We start from the raw sequence: 13,785 nt of genomic DNA, 5'->3' as shown, positions 1-13,785 counted from the left end.
CGCGATGGTCTAGGTTGTTCGGGAAAGGCAGGTTTGCGCATGTACAAAGCCGTTGGATCGCGTGGATCCCGGGTCAGCCGCGTTCTCTGGATGCTCGAGGAACTCGGGCAACCCTATGAATTCGTCGAGGTGAAGCTGCGCTCGCCGGAAGCCTACACACTCAACCCTTCGGGCAAGGTGCCGATCCTGATCGACGGCGAGCTGACGGTGACGGATTCGGCGGCGATCTGCGTCTATCTCGCTGATAAGCACGCGGACAAGGGCATGGGCGCCAATCCGGGCGTCGCCGGCCGCGCCGAGATGGATTCCTGGATGCATTTTGCCCAATCGGAATTCGAAGCGCCGCTGTGGAACAAATTGCGCCATCGCTTCCTGCTGCCGAAGGAAATGCGGGTCGATGTCGGTCCTGCGGCGACCTATGACTTCGTCTCGGAGCTTAAGGCGCTGGATCGCCGGCTTGGCGACAAAACGTTTGCGCTGGGCGAGCGGTTTTCGGCAGTCGACGTGCTGTTGGGCGACATGGGCAACTGGGCCCGCGCCGGAAAATTCCCGATCGAGTCCGAGCGCGTCAACGCCTATTTCGACCGCGTGCTGGCGCGGCCCGCTCGCGCACGAGCGCAGGCTAACGGAGGCTCCATGAAATGAAGCTCAACCTCAACACCGACTTCACCAAATTCCCGCGCGCCATCTCGGTGCTGACCCCGGGCAACGCCGGAACCATCATGCCGTCCGGCCAGGCCGTGCTCGCCCATGACGAGCGGCATCTGCGTCGCCGGGCCATCGAACTTGCCGACGGCAGCAAGGTGCTGGTCGACCTGCCCGAACCCGTCGCCTTGAATGATGGCGACCGGCTGGTGCTGGAGGATGGCGGCCATATCGAGATCATCGCGGCGCCGGAAGATGTCTACGACATCCGGGCTCGCGACGGCGTGCATCTGGCCGAGCTCGCCTGGCACATCGGCAACCGTCATCTTGCGGCGAGCATCGAAGCCGGGCGCATCCTCGTCCTGCGCGACCATGTCATCAAGGCGATGCTGGAGGGGCTCGGCGCGACGGTGACCGACGTTTCCGAGCCGTTCAAGCCGGTGCGCGGCGCCTATTCCGGCCATGGCGGGCAAAGCTACGATCACGGCCATGCGCATGCCCATAGCCACGCCGACGCGCACAGCCATTCTCATAGCGAATCGCATTCCCATTCGCACAGTCATGCTGGCCACCACCACGACCATGACTGACCAGCCCTCGCACATCGCCCTGCTGCGGCTGATGGCGTGGTTGTCGCCTTCCTTTCCGGTCGGGGGCTTTTCCTACAGCCATGGCCTCGAGCGCGCGGTGCATGACGGGCTGGTTGCCGATGCCGAGAGCCTCGCCGGCTGGCTGGAAACGCTGGTCGAGATGGGTTCGGGCTGGAACGACGCCGTGCTGTTCGCTGAGAGCTGGCGCCGCGCACGCCACACTGGCGATCTCGATGAAATAACGGCACTCGCCGAGGCGCTGGCCGGCTCGCGCGAACGCCACACCGAGACCATGCTGCAAGGCGCCGCCTTCCTCAAAGCGGCAGCGGCCTGGTCAAATCCGGTGCTGGAGCGCTTGCCGGCCGAATGCGCCTATTGCGTTGCCGTCGGCGCCATTGCCGGCGGCAATTCAATTGCGCTTCAGAATGCGCTGTCCGCCTTCCTGCAGACCTTCTTTTCCAACCTCGTCCAGGCTGCGATCCGGCTTGGTGTCGTCGGACAGAGCGGCGCGACCATGTTGTTAGCCGGCTTCGAGCCATTGGCCCTGGCGACCGCAGCCCGCGCCGCGCGCTCGACACTGGATGATCTCGGCGGCTGCGCGTTCGTTTCCGATGTCATGGCGATGAAGCACGAAACCCAGTATTCGCGATTGTTCCGCTCATGATTTTACTCGCCTTCGCGCTCTCCCTTGTCCTGTTGCTGATCACCGCCCTGCATGTCTATTGGGGCCTTGGCGGCATCTGGCCGGGCCAGGATGCGGCCACCTGCGCTCGTGCCGTTGTCGGTTTTCGCGGCGTCGAGGAGATGCCGACGCCGTTCGCCAGTTTCGCCGTTGCCGCCTGTCTCGGCCTGGCGACGCTGTGGCCGCTGGCGCTCATCGGCTTCTTTGCTTCGCCCTTTCCCAAGGAGGGTCTCGCCGCCACTTCGCTGCTCATCGGGCTGGTGTTCCTGGGACGCGGCATAGCCGGTTTCACGCCATGGTGGCGGCGGCTGACGCCGGAACAGCCTTTCGCGCGGCTCGACCTGCGCTACTATTCGCCGCTGTGCCTGTTGATCGGGCTCGGCTTTGCCATCCTCGCCATCACGGAGTTTCCCGCATGACACAGACAAATGGCCCGCTGCGCGTCGGCATCGGTGGTCCGGTCGGTTCGGGCAAGACGACTCTGACCGAAAAACTGTGCAAGGCGCTGCGCGACGAGTTTTCCATCGCGGTCGTCACCAACGACATCTACACCAAGGAAGACGCCATGATGCTGGCACGGCTGCAGGCGCTGCCCGAGGATCGCATCATGGGTGTCGAGACCGGCGGCTGCCCGCACACCGCGATCCGCGAGGATGCCTCGATCAATCTGCAGGCGATCGCCGAGATGAACAGGAAATTCCCGGATCTCGACATCGTCTTCATCGAATCCGGCGGCGACAACCTCGCCGCCACCTTCTCGCCCGATCTCGCCGACCTGACGCTCTATGTCATCTCGGTTTGCCAGGGCGAGGAGATCCCGCGCAAGGGCGGGCCAGCGATCACCCGCTCCGATTTCCTGGTGATCAACAAGAGCGATCTCGCTCCTTACGTGAACGTCAACCTCGATGTCATGGAGAGTGACGCCGGCCGCATGCGCGGCAAGCGGCCGTTCGGCTTCACCGATCTGTCGCGCGGCAAAGGGCTGCAGGAGGTGATCGATTTCATCGTCGAGCATGGCGGCCTGCGAGCCGGCGCTGCTGCTGCCAGCACGGCTGCATGAGATAGCCATCCCTGCACCAACCAAAACCAGTTGCGGGCATGGGCTGGTCACGGCATTCTTGCCAAAACCGGAGGAATTTCGATGAGCATCGCCCGCCTGCAAAAGGAAACGCTGACCAACCTGCCCTTCTATGAGGAGCGCGTCGATCTTGCCGCTGCCTTCCGCTGGACGGCGCGGCTCAACATGCACGAGGCTGTCGCCAATCATTTCTCGCTGGCCGTCAATGACGACGGCACGCAGTTCCTGATGAACCCCAACCAGGTGCATTTCTCACGCATCAAGGCGAGCGACCTTTTGATGATCGATGCCAACGATCCGGACACGCTCTCCGGCCCGGACGCGCCCGATCCGACAGCGTGGGGGCTGCACGGCGCCATCCATCGCAATGTCCGGCACGCGCGCTGCGTCATGCATGTGCACTCGATCCACGCCACGGTGCTGGCATCGCTCGCCGACTCTCGCCTGCCGCCGATCGACCAGAATTCGGCGATGTTCTTCAACCGCCATGTCGTCGACGCGCATTATGGCGGGCTGGCCTTCGAAGAGGAGGGCGAACGCTGCTCGCAGCTTCTCGTCGATCCCAAGGTCAAAGTGATGGTGATGGGCAATCACGGCGTGCTGGTCATCGGCGATACGGTCGCCGATGCCTTCAACCGCATGTTCTATTTCGAGCGCGCCGCCGAGACCTACATCAAGGCGCTATGGACCGGCCGAGAGCTGCGCACGCTGTCCGATGCTATCGCCGAAAAGGCGGCAAGCGAGATGGACGACTATCCCGGCCAGGCCGAACGCCATCTCAGCGAGCTGAAGGCGATCCTCGACGAGCAGGAACCGGTCTACCGGAATTGATGGCCTACAGGCCTAGTTCTGCCCGGAGCTGATCGGCGCTGTTGATGACGACGGCGCCGGGCGGGCCTTCCATCGGCGCTTCCGGCCAGAAAATCGTCTTCATTCCCGCCGCCAGCCCCGCCATGGCGCCCGGCCAGCTGTCGTCGATGGCCACGGCCTGCGCGGGATCGACATCGGCTAGATAGGCGGCGCGCAGGAACGGCTCGGCATGCGGCTTGCCTTCGCGCACGTCGTTACGGCTGATCGTCTTCATGCCGGGGTAGGTCAGGCCGACCATGCTCAGATTGGCGTCGACGATCATCCGGTCCGAATTCGAGACCACGGCCTGCGCCACGCCCCTTTCGCGCAGCTCATTGAAGATCTCGATCGCGCCGGGACGCGGCTGCAAGCGCTCGACCAGCGGCAGATAGTGCTCGTATTTGCGCACGATCCAGTCGTCGAAAGGCAGATCCAGGCCGAACTCGTCGCGCATCATCTCGTAGACCGGCCAGGCGGCAACGCCCAGCACGCGCTCATGCAGATCATCAGGCGGCACGAGGCCGACATTGCGCATCGCGGCCACCAAGGCTGCCTCGTGCAGCGGTTCGCTGTCGACCAGCGTGCCATCCATATCCCAGAAAACCGCTTTCGGTGTCATGCAGCGCTCCTTTTTGCGATCCCTTAAAGGGTTTGAGCCGGGAGATAAACCTTCGGGATCGAAGAACCTGCCGCCTACCGGGACCGCAACCGCGCTTCTTTGCCTGACACCGACATCGTGGAAGAAGGAAATTTGGCCCCGCCTGCGCCGGCGGGCGGCAAGCAATTGCCCTGGAGATTGACAATTGCGCAGCGGGCCGTTCCCTGCGAAAGTGGGCGTGGGCCGCTCTCATGACCGGCGGTTTCGGGAGGCAGGACGTGAATACCCGGCAGGATGGTGGCAGCAACAGGCTGGACGACGCGGCGCGCGCCGGCTGGCTTTATTATGTTGCCGGCAACACACAGGACCAGATTGCCGCCACGCTCGGCATCTCGCGGCAGACGGCGCAGCGGCTGGTATCACTGGCGGTGTCGGAGGGCCTGATCAAGGTTCGCGTCGATCATCCGATCGCCAACTGCCTTGATCTGGCGGCACGGCTGAGATCGCGCTTCGCGCTCGATCTGGTCGAAGTGGTGCCGAGCGATCCGAATTCATCCTCTACGACGATCGGCATCGCCGAGGCGGCTGCCGCCGAGATCGAGCGGCGGCTGCGGTCACCGACCCCGATCGTCATGGCGATCGGCACCGGGCGCACGCTGAAGGCGGCGATCGAGCAGCTGCCGCCGATGGAATGTCCGCAGCACAAGGTGGTGTCGTTGACCGGCAACATCTCGCCGGACGGCTCGGCCGCCTTCTACAACGTCATCTTCACCATGGCCGACAGGGTCAAGGCGCGCTCCTTTCCGATGCCGCTGCCGGTCATCGCCTCTTCGCCGGAGGAGCGCGAGATGCTGCTCAACCAGCCGATGATCCAGCCGACGCTGGCGCTGGCGGCCGAGGCCGACGTCACCTTCATCGGCATTGGCGATCTCGGCCCCAAGGCGCCGCTCTATGAGGACGGCTTCATTTCGGAGAGCGAATTGAAGGCGCTGCAGAAAGCCGGCGGCATTGCCGAGATCGTCGGCTGGGTGTTCGACCGCGAAGGCCGCATGATCGAGGGCATTACCAACGACCGGGTGTCGTCGGCTTCGCTGCCGTCGCGCGAAAAATCGCTGGTCATCGCATTGGCGATGGGCGAACGAAAGCTGCCGGGCATACTGGCGGCCGCCAACCGGCGGCTGATCAATGGCCTCATCACCGATGAGCGGACCGCCGCTGCCCTGCTGGCCAGCGTCTGACGGGGTCGCCTTTGTTTGTGGGGCATGGCAGCTTAGCAACAGATTTGCGATAAAGTCAGCCGAGCTATCTGTGCCGGCCGAAAGGGTCGTTGCCATCGAGGAAGCCGAGGTCGCGCTGCAGATGCGGCGACAGATCCCTGACGTCCAGATGTGCCCTCCTTTTTATCGCGAACCAGCCAAATCCGTCCGTGAGCCACGAAATCCAACGATGATCCGGGGTGGGAGTGCATTTTTGCTGCGCCATGGTCATGATCGTCAACCTCCGCTATCCTGAACCCGAATGATGGGTTGATGCTGTATGTCGGTCTTGCCGGCCGCCTTAGCCAATCGAACATTGATCATGGCCCATAAGGAGGCCTTATGCCTGACCTCAGCTCGCGACAGGTTTCGCAACTCCCCCCGCTGCAGGCGATCAGGGTGTTCGACGCGGTGGCGCGGCATCTTTCCTTCACCAAGGCCGCCGGCGAACTCGGCATGACGCAGGCAGCGGTCAGCTATCAGATCAAGGTGCTGGAAGAGCGCATCGGCTCACCGCTGTTCCTGCGCCGGCCGCGCCAGATCGCGTTGACCGAGGCCGGACAACGTCTGGCGCCCGCTGTCGGCGAAGCCTTTGCCATTCTTGGCCAGGCCTATGCCGCGGCGCGCGCCGGCGCCGACGGGTTGCTGTGCGTCACCACCGTTCTGACCTTTGCCTCGAACTGGCTGGCGCACCGGCTGGGATCGTTCCAGATCGCTCATCCCGCACTTGCCGTGCGGCTCGAGACGTCGAGCCGCCTGACAGACTTTGCCCGCGAGGATACCGATATCGCCATCCGCTCGGGCGGCGGCAAATGGCCGGGCCTGGAGGCACACAAGCTGCTCGATGCCGATTTCACGCCGATGCTGAGCCCGAAGCTCGCGGCAAGCATCGGTGGCGTCAACGAACCGGCCGATCTCCTGCGGCTGCCGATCCTCGATCCCGGCGACATCTGGTGGACGGAGTGGTTTTCGGCGGCCGGCGTGCACTCGCACGATCTTGCCAGACGACCCGGCAGCAGCATGGGCGCGCAGGCTTATGAGGCCAATGCGGCAATCGCCGGTCACGGCGTCGCGATCCTGACCAGGGCGCTGTTCAAGGCGGAACTCGCCGACGGCCGTCTGATCCAGCCTTTCGATCTGGTCGGCGATGACGGCCACGCCTACTGGCTGGTCTATCCCCAGGCGCGCCGCACCGTGCCGAAGATCCGTGCCTTCCGCGACTGGCTGCTGGCCGAGATCGCCTGCTGACGGCAAGCCGTCCGGTACCGCACCAAGTCCCGCAAACCCTTCCGCTATCGTCACCTGATGTCCCGGCGACGGGCGAGGCTCACGCTGGCAATTTCCACACGTTCCCGGTCCGAGGCGTCACCGAGTGCTGCGCTGCAGCATCGAATCCGACTTGACATAATTCATGCCAAGTGAGTAATTGCCCAAAGCCAAGGCAAATGCTCATCTTGGTTCAAGGGAGGAATTTGATGAAACTTCGCACGCTCACCCTGGGTCTGTTGTCGGCCAGCGCTCTTGCGTTTGCCGCACACGCCGAATCCATCACCATCGCCACCGTCAACAATGGCGATATGGTCCGCATGCAAAAGCTGACGGAAGACTTCACCAAGGCGAACCCCGACATCCAGCTCAACTGGGTTACGCTTGAAGAGAACGTGCTGCGCGAGCGCGTCACCACCGATATCGCCACCAAGGGTGGCCAGTATGACGTGATGACCATCGGCACGTATGAAGTTCCGATCTGGGCCAAGCAGAGCTGGCTCCTGCCGCTCGACAAGCTCGGCGACGACTATGACGCCAAGGACATCATCCCGGCCATCGCCGGCGGCCTTTCGGTCGACGGCAAGCTTTATGCCGCGCCGTTCTACGGCGAAAGCTCGTTCGTCATGTACCGCAAGGACCTGATGGACAAGGCCGGGCTGAAGATGCCCGATGCGCCGACCTGGGACTTCATCAAGCAGGCCGCCGACAAGATGACCGATCGCGCCAATGGCGTGAACGGTGTGTGCCTGCGCGGCAAGGCCGGCTGGGGCGAGAACATGGCCTTCCTGACCGCCATGTCGAACTCCTTCGGCGCCCGCTGGTTCGACGAGAACTGGAAGCCGCAGTTCGACCAGCCGGAATGGAAGAACACGCTGCAGTTCTATGTCGACCTGATGAAGGCCGACGGCCCCGAGGGCGCGTCCTCCAACGGCTTCAACGAAAACCTGGCGCTGTTCCAGCAGGGCAAATGCGGCATGTGGATCGACGCCACCGTCGCTGCGTCCTTCGTTTCGGACCCGAAGAACTCGACCGTCGCCGACAAGGTCGGCTATGCCTTGGCGCCGGACAATGGCCTGGGCAAGCGCGGCAACTGGCTGTGGGCTTGGTCGCTGGCGATCCCCGCCGGCACGCAGAAGGCTGATGCCGCCGAGAAGTTCGTCTCCTGGGCGACCAGCAAGCACTATGCGGAACTGGTCGCGTCGAAGGAAGGCTGGGCCAACGCTCCTCCCGGAACGCGCACCTCGCTCTACGCCAATGCCGAGTACCAGAAGGCGGCTCCGTTCGCCAAGATGACGCTGGACTCCATCAATGCCGCCGATCCGACGCATCCGACCGTCAAGCCGGTGCCCTATGTCGGCGTCCAGTTCGTCGCCATCCCTGAGTTCCAGGGCCTTGGCACCACCGTCGGCCAGCTCTTCTCGGCAGCTCTTGCCGGCCAGTCGAGCGTCGACGATGCCCTGAAACAGGCCCAGGACGCTGCCACTGCGGCAATGACCGAAGGCGGATACATCAAGTAAGGCTCCTCCCGGTGCCGAATGCCGGTCGCCTCCTTGACCGGCAACGGCCGCCCGAGTTCCCAGTTCGGGCGGCCGCCTTTAACGCCTTTTGAAAATTCAGTCTGACCAGTGAAGGGTGACCGTCATGGCTACTCAGCAGACCCGTTCGCTTGCCCGTTTCATGATGGCGCCATCCGTGGTGCTGCTGTTCGTCTGGATGATTGTGCCGCTGGTCATCACCATCTGGTTCTCCTTCCAGCAGTACAATCCGCTCAATCCGATCCGCGACGGCTTCGTCGGCTTCTCGAATTACGCGCTGTTTTATTCCAACCCGGCCTTCCTGCAATCGATCCTCAACACGCTAACCCTGGTGGTCAGCGTGCTTTTGATCACGGTGATCGGCGGCATCCTTCTGGCGCTTCTGATCGACCAGCCGATGTGGGGCCAGGGCATAGTCCGCATTCTCGTCATTTCGCCGTTCTTCGTCATGCCGCCGGTGGCTGCATTGGTCTGGAAGAACATGATCATGCACCCGCAATATGGAGTGTTCGCCGATATAGCGCGCTTCTTCGGGGCTCAGCCGATCGACTGGTTCGGGCAGCATCCGATGCTGGCGATCATCATCATCGTCGCCTGGCAATGGCTGCCTTTCGCGACGCTCATCCTCTTGACCGCGTTGCAGTCGCTCGACGGTGAGCAGAAGGAGGCCGCCGAGATGGACGGCGCCGGCTTCATCAGCCGCTTCATCTATCTGACGCTGCCGCACATGTCGCGCGCCATCACGGTCGTCATCCTGATCCAGACGATCTTCCTTTTGTCGGTCTATGCCGAAATCCTCGTCACCACCAATGGCGGCCCGGGATACGCTTCCACCAACCTGCCCTTCCTCGTCTACCAGAAGGCGTTGTTGGAGTTCAAAATCGGCCAGGCATCCGCCGGCGGTGTGATCGCCGTCATTCTCGCCAACATCGTTGCCTTCTTCGCCATGCGCGCCGTCGGCAAGAACCTGGACAAGTAAGGGAGGATACGATGGCACGCTCAGTCACCACCCAGCACAAGACGATCGCGACAGTTGCCGCCTGGATCGTCGCCCTGCTCATCTTCTTCCCGATCCTCTATACGATCATCACCTCGTTCAAGTCGGAGCAGGAAGCCATCCAGGGTTTCAGCATCATCCCATCGGGGACATTCGAGAGCTATTCCGAGGTTCAGGCGCAGAGCGGCTACTTCAAGTTCTTCTTCAACTCGGTGCTGCTCTCGGTCGGCTCGACCATCCTGGCCCTGCTGGTCGCCATACCGGCGGCATGGTCGATGGCCTTCTCGCCGACCAAGCGAACCAAGGACATATTGATGTGGATGCTGTCCACCAAGATGATGCCCGCGGTTGCCGTGCTGTTCCCGATCTACCTGATCTTCCGCGACACAGGACTGCTCGACAGCCGCATCGGCCTGATGATCATGCTGATGCTGATCAACCTGCCGATCGTGGTGTGGATGCTCTACACCTACTTCCGCGAAATACCGGGCGAGATCCTGGAAGCGGCCCGCATGGACGGCGCTTCGCTGTGGAACGAGATCGTCTATGTGCTGACGCCGATGGCGGTGCCGGGCATCGCCTCGACAATGCTGCTCAACATCATCCTGGCCTGGAACGAGGCGTTCTGGACAATCCGGCTGACGACCACGGAAGCCGCACCCTTGACCGCCTTCATCAGCTCGTTCTCCAGCCCGCAAGGCCTGTTCTGGGCCAAGCTTTCGGCCGCCTCGACACTGGCCATCGCGCCGATCCTGATCATGGGCTGGTTCAGCCAGAAGCAGCTGGTGCGCGGCCTGACATTCGGTGCGGTGAAGTAACGGAATTTGCCCGAAGCAATCGGCGAAAATAACCCCTCGGGGAGGAAACCATGGGAAACATCACGCTCAAGAACGTCTCCAAATCCTTCGGAGCGACGTCCATCATCCCCGGTCTCGACCTGGTGATCGAGAATGGCGAGTTCGTCGTCTTCGTCGGCCCGTCGGGTTGCGGCAAGTCAACGCTGCTGCGCCTGATCGCCGGCCTCGAGGACACCAGCGGCGGCTCCATCAACATCGACGGCCGCGACGTCACCGGCGAGGCACCGGCCAAGCGCAAGCTGGCCATGGTGTTCCAGTCCTACGCGCTCTATCCGCACATGACGGTGGCCAAGAACATCGGCTTCCCGCTGAAGATGGCCGGCGAAGACAAGGCGACCATCGACAGGAAGGTGGGAGACGCGGCGCGCGTGCTCAACCTGACCAACTACCTCGAACGCCGGCCCGGCCAACTCTCCGGCGGCCAGCGCCAGCGCGTCGCCATCGGCCGCGCCATTGTGCGTCAGCCGACCGCCTTCCTGTTCGATGAACCGCTGTCCAACCTCGATGCGGCACTGCGCGGCACCATGCGGCTGGAGATCAGCGAGCTGCACCATCAGCTCAAGACGACCATGATCTACGTCACCCACGATCAGGTCGAAGCCATGACCATGGCCGATAAGATCGTCGTGCTGAACGCCGGCAACATCGAGCAGGTCGGCTCGCCGATGGAGCTCTACAAAACGCCGAAGAACCTGTTCGTCGCCGGCTTCATCGGCTCGCCGAAGATGAACCTGATCGAAGGCGCGCCGGCTGCCAAATACAGCGCCAAGACCATCGGCATCCGTCCCGAGCACCTGGAGATCTCGACCACGGCGGGCGAATGGAGAGCCACCGTCGGCGTTGCCGAACATCTCGGTTCCGACACCTTCCTGCATGTCCAGGCCGATGGCATCGGTCCGCTGACCGTGCGCGCCGACGGCGAACTCGCCGTCCATCATGGCGACACCATCTATCTGACGCCCGACAAGGCCAAGCTGCATCGCTTCGGTGCCGACGGAAAGGCAATGTGAGCATGCGACTGGCTGGCAAATCCGCGCTGATCACAGGTTCGGCCCGAGGCATCGGCAGAGCTTTCGCCGAAGCCTATGCCGGCGAAGGCGCCACCGTCGCCATCGCCGACATCAATCTCGAGGCTGCGCAGAAGACGGCCGCCGAGATTGGCGGTAAGGCCTATGCTGTCAAGCTCGACGTCACCGACCTCGCCTCCATCGAGGCGGCGGTGAAAGCGGTGGAGACGAAGACCGGTGGCCTCGATATCCTGATCAACAACGCCGCTCTGTTCGATCTGGCACCGATCGTCGAGATCACCAAGGCAAGCTACGACAAATTGTTTTCCGTCAATGTCGCCGGCACGCTGTTCATGCTGCAGGCGGCTGCTCGCGCGATGATCGCCGCTGGCCGGGGCGGCAGGATCATCAACATGGCGAGCCAGGCCGGGCGACGCGGCGAGGCGCTGGTCGGCGTCTATTGCGCCACCAAGGCCGCTGTCATCTCGCTGACCCAGTCGGCGGGGCTCGACCTCATCAAGCACCGTATCAACGTCAACGCGATTGCCCCTGGTGTCGTCGACGGCGAGCACTGGGATCACGTCGATTCGCTGTTCGCCAAATATGAAAACCGGCCAAGGGGCGAGAAGAAGAAGCTGGTTGGCGAGGCGGTGCCGTACGGCCGCATGGGCACGGCGCAGGACCTTACCGGCATGGCGGTTTTTCTCGCCAGCAGCGACGCCGAATACATCGTCGCCCAGACCTACAATGTCGACGGCGGCCAGTGGATGAGTTGAGGGCGGGGACCGGCCTCTGCTCTCCGTCCCTCCGCGGGGAGCAGAGGCCGACATCAGAGGCCGCATCGACCTCGCAAGATGTGCTGCCCCCTATCCTCTCCGCGTGAAGACCGGGAGAGGGAGTAACGAAGGCCGAAACCCGGCCAAAGGGTAAAACAGATGACCGTGAAACTATCGTCCTCAAACCTATCCAAGCTGCCCACTGAGGTCGCCGGTCCGAAGTATGACCGCGCAACGCTCCAGGCCGGTATCGTGCATTTCGGCGTCGGCAATTTCCATCGCTCGCATCAGGCCGTCTATCTCGACGATTTGTTCAATTCAGGCATTGGCCACGACTGGGCGTTGGTCGGCGCCGGCGTGTTCGAGGGCGAGAAGATCGGCCGCGCCAAGCTGGAAGAGCAGGACTGGCTGACCACGGTGGTCGAGCAGGACAGCGGCCATATGAGCGCCCGCGTGACCGGCGCCATGATCGACTTCCTGATGCCCGGCGATGCGGCCGGTATCATCGAACGGCTGGCCGACCCGGCGATCAAGATCGTTTCGCTGACCATCACCGAAGGCGGCTACTTCATCGACCCGGCCTCCGGCGTGTTCAACCCGACCCATCCCGACATCGTCGCGGACGCCCAACCGGGCGCCACGCCGAAGACGGTGTTCGGCATCATTCTCGCCGGGCTGGTCCGGCGTCGCGACGAGGGCACCGTGCCGTTCACGGTGATGTCGTGCGACAACATTCCTCACAATGGCCATGTCACCTCCGACGGCGTCATTGGTCTGGCCCGTTTGATCGACGAGGATCTGGCGAACTGGGTCAGCGAGCATGTCGCTTTTCCAAACGGCATGGTCGATCGCATCACGCCGGCCACTACCGAACGCGAACGCGGCATCCTGGCCAAGGACTTTGGCCTCGAAGACAACTGGCCGGTGTTCTGCGAGCCGTTCCGGCAATGGGTGCTGGAAGACCATTTCACCAATGGCCGGCCGCCGCTGGAAAGGGTCGGCGTGCAGTTCGTCAAAGACGTCGCGCCCTACGAACTGATGAAGATCCGCATCCTCAATGGCGGCCACGCGACGATTGCCTATCCGGCCGGCCTGATGGACATCCATTTCGTGCATGAGGCGATGCAGGAGCCGCTGGTGAGCGGGTTTCTGGCCAAGCTCGAACGGGAAGAAATCATCCCGACCGTGCCGCCGGTGCCGGACACGGTTCTGGAAGACTATTACCAACTCATCGAGAGCCGCTTCTCCAATCCCAAGATCGGCGACACGGTGCGCCGGCTCTGCCTCGACGGCTCCAACCGCCAGCCGAAATTTATCATCCCGACCATCGCCGACCGGCTGAAGGCCGGGAAAAGCGTCGCCGGCCTGGCGCTGGAATCGGCGCTTTGGTGCCGCTACTGCTTCGGCACGACCGACAGCGGTGCCGTCATCGAGCCCAACGACCCGAGCTGGGATCGGCTGCAAGCAACGGCAAAGGCGGCAAAGGACGCGCCCGCCGCCTGGCTTGCCATGGAGGACATCTATGGCGATGTCGGCCGAGCGACGGTGTTTGTCGAGGCCTTCGCCCATGCGCTCAACGTGCTGTGGGCAAACGGCACGCGCGCCACGCTGACACGCTACCTCGCCGGCAAGCTCTGAGAGCCATT

The 13,785-nt window shown here is 63.1% G+C and carries 16 protein-coding genes; 14 read left to right on the top strand and 2 right to left on the bottom strand.

What is annotated here, in order from left to right; genetic code table 11:
* The first annotated feature begins 39 nt into the window (after positions 1 to 39).
* The 6 genes from EJ076_RS05660 to EJ076_RS05635 all read left to right on the top strand — a co-directional run bounded on the left by EJ076_RS05660 (position 40) and on the right by EJ076_RS05635 (position 3,826).
* Positions 40 to 645 (top strand): glutathione S-transferase family protein, encoded by a 606-nt coding sequence (locus EJ076_RS05660; RefSeq protein WP_126067199.1) that lies wholly within the window; start codon positions 40 to 42, stop codon positions 643 to 645.
* Complete coding sequence (locus EJ076_RS05655) at positions 642 to 1,235, top strand: urease accessory protein UreE (protein ID WP_126067198.1); 594 nt, start codon at positions 642 to 644, stop codon at positions 1,233 to 1,235. Before EJ076_RS05660 ends, EJ076_RS05655 begins: the two co-directional genes overlap by 4 nt.
* Entirely contained in the window at positions 1,228 to 1,899 is a 672-nt protein-coding gene (locus EJ076_RS05650) for an urease accessory protein UreF (RefSeq protein WP_164548548.1), read from the top strand. The genes EJ076_RS05655 and EJ076_RS05650 overlap by 8 nt, the downstream gene beginning before the upstream one ends.
* Entirely contained in the window at positions 1,896 to 2,336 is a 441-nt protein-coding gene (locus EJ076_RS05645; RefSeq protein ID WP_126067197.1) for a DUF3995 domain-containing protein, read from the top strand. The genes EJ076_RS05650 and EJ076_RS05645 overlap by 4 nt, the downstream gene beginning before the upstream one ends.
* A complete protein-coding gene (gene ureG / locus EJ076_RS05640) occupies positions 2,333 to 2,977 on the top strand; it encodes an urease accessory protein UreG (protein ID WP_126067196.1) in 645 nt (214 codons plus the stop codon). The genes EJ076_RS05645 and ureG overlap by 4 nt, the downstream gene beginning before the upstream one ends.
* A gap of 81 nt (positions 2,978 to 3,058) precedes the next feature.
* A complete protein-coding gene (locus tag EJ076_RS05635; RefSeq protein ID WP_126067195.1) occupies positions 3,059 to 3,826 on the top strand; it encodes a class II aldolase and adducin N-terminal domain-containing protein in 768 nt (255 codons plus the stop codon).
* A 4-nt stretch (positions 3,827 to 3,830) separates the two neighbouring features.
* Here EJ076_RS05635 and EJ076_RS05630 read toward each other — a convergent pair whose 3' ends face one another.
* Positions 3,831 to 4,463 carry an HAD family phosphatase gene (locus EJ076_RS05630; protein WP_109667154.1) on the bottom strand — a complete coding sequence of 211 codons (633 nt, stop codon included), beginning with the start codon at positions 4,461 to 4,463 and terminating at the stop codon, positions 3,831 to 3,833.
* 257 nt (positions 4,464 to 4,720) lie between these two features.
* Here EJ076_RS05630 and EJ076_RS05625 point away from each other — a divergent pair, with 257 nt between their 5' ends.
* Positions 4,721 to 5,680 (top strand): sugar-binding transcriptional regulator, encoded by a 960-nt coding sequence (locus EJ076_RS05625; RefSeq protein WP_109667747.1) that lies wholly within the window; start codon positions 4,721 to 4,723, stop codon positions 5,678 to 5,680.
* Between the two features lie 64 nt (positions 5,681 to 5,744).
* On the opposite strand, the gene EJ076_RS05620 is transcribed toward EJ076_RS05625, so the two are convergent.
* Positions 5,745 to 5,930: a hypothetical protein gene (locus EJ076_RS05620; protein WP_109667750.1), complete on the bottom strand. Its 186-nt coding sequence runs from the start codon at positions 5,928 to 5,930 to the stop codon at positions 5,745 to 5,747.
* Between the two features lie 110 nt (positions 5,931 to 6,040).
* On the opposite strand from EJ076_RS05620, the gene gcvA reads away from it, so the two are divergent.
* The 7 genes from gcvA to EJ076_RS05585 all read left to right on the top strand — a co-directional run bounded on the left by gcvA (position 6,041) and on the right by EJ076_RS05585 (position 13,777).
* Positions 6,041 to 6,946 carry a transcriptional regulator GcvA gene (gene gcvA, locus EJ076_RS05615; RefSeq protein ID WP_126067194.1) on the top strand — a complete coding sequence of 302 codons (906 nt, stop codon included), beginning with the start codon at positions 6,041 to 6,043 and terminating at the stop codon, positions 6,944 to 6,946.
* A 227-nt stretch (positions 6,947 to 7,173) separates the two neighbouring features.
* Positions 7,174 to 8,484 carry a sugar ABC transporter substrate-binding protein gene (locus EJ076_RS05610; RefSeq protein ID WP_109667159.1) on the top strand — a complete coding sequence of 437 codons (1,311 nt, stop codon included), beginning with the start codon at positions 7,174 to 7,176 and terminating at the stop codon, positions 8,482 to 8,484.
* Positions 8,485 to 8,608: 124 nt separating this feature from the next.
* Entirely contained in the window at positions 8,609 to 9,481 is an 873-nt protein-coding gene (locus EJ076_RS05605) for a sugar ABC transporter permease (protein ID WP_013528414.1), read from the top strand.
* 11 nt (positions 9,482 to 9,492) lie between these two features.
* A complete protein-coding gene (locus EJ076_RS05600) occupies positions 9,493 to 10,317 on the top strand; it encodes a carbohydrate ABC transporter permease (RefSeq protein ID WP_109667163.1) in 825 nt (274 codons plus the stop codon).
* 50 nt (positions 10,318 to 10,367) lie between these two features.
* Positions 10,368 to 11,366 carry an ABC transporter ATP-binding protein gene (locus tag EJ076_RS05595; RefSeq protein ID WP_126067193.1) on the top strand — a complete coding sequence of 333 codons (999 nt, stop codon included), beginning with the start codon at positions 10,368 to 10,370 and terminating at the stop codon, positions 11,364 to 11,366.
* 2 nt (positions 11,367 to 11,368) lie between these two features.
* Positions 11,369 to 12,139: an L-iditol 2-dehydrogenase gene (locus EJ076_RS05590; RefSeq protein WP_109667168.1), complete on the top strand. Its 771-nt coding sequence runs from the start codon at positions 11,369 to 11,371 to the stop codon at positions 12,137 to 12,139.
* Between the two features lie 159 nt (positions 12,140 to 12,298).
* Complete coding sequence (locus tag EJ076_RS05585) at positions 12,299 to 13,777, top strand: mannitol dehydrogenase family protein (protein ID WP_126067192.1); 1,479 nt, start codon at positions 12,299 to 12,301, stop codon at positions 13,775 to 13,777.
* Positions 13,778 to 13,785: the final 8 nt, after the last annotated feature.

Source organism: Mesorhizobium sp. M7D.F.Ca.US.005.01.1.1 (assembly GCF_003952545.1).
In the GTDB taxonomy this organism is placed as follows: Bacteria; Pseudomonadota; Alphaproteobacteria; order Rhizobiales; family Rhizobiaceae; genus Mesorhizobium; species Mesorhizobium loti.
Note: the sequence above shows the minus strand (reverse complement) of the source record. Positions and strands in the feature narration are given on the sequence as shown.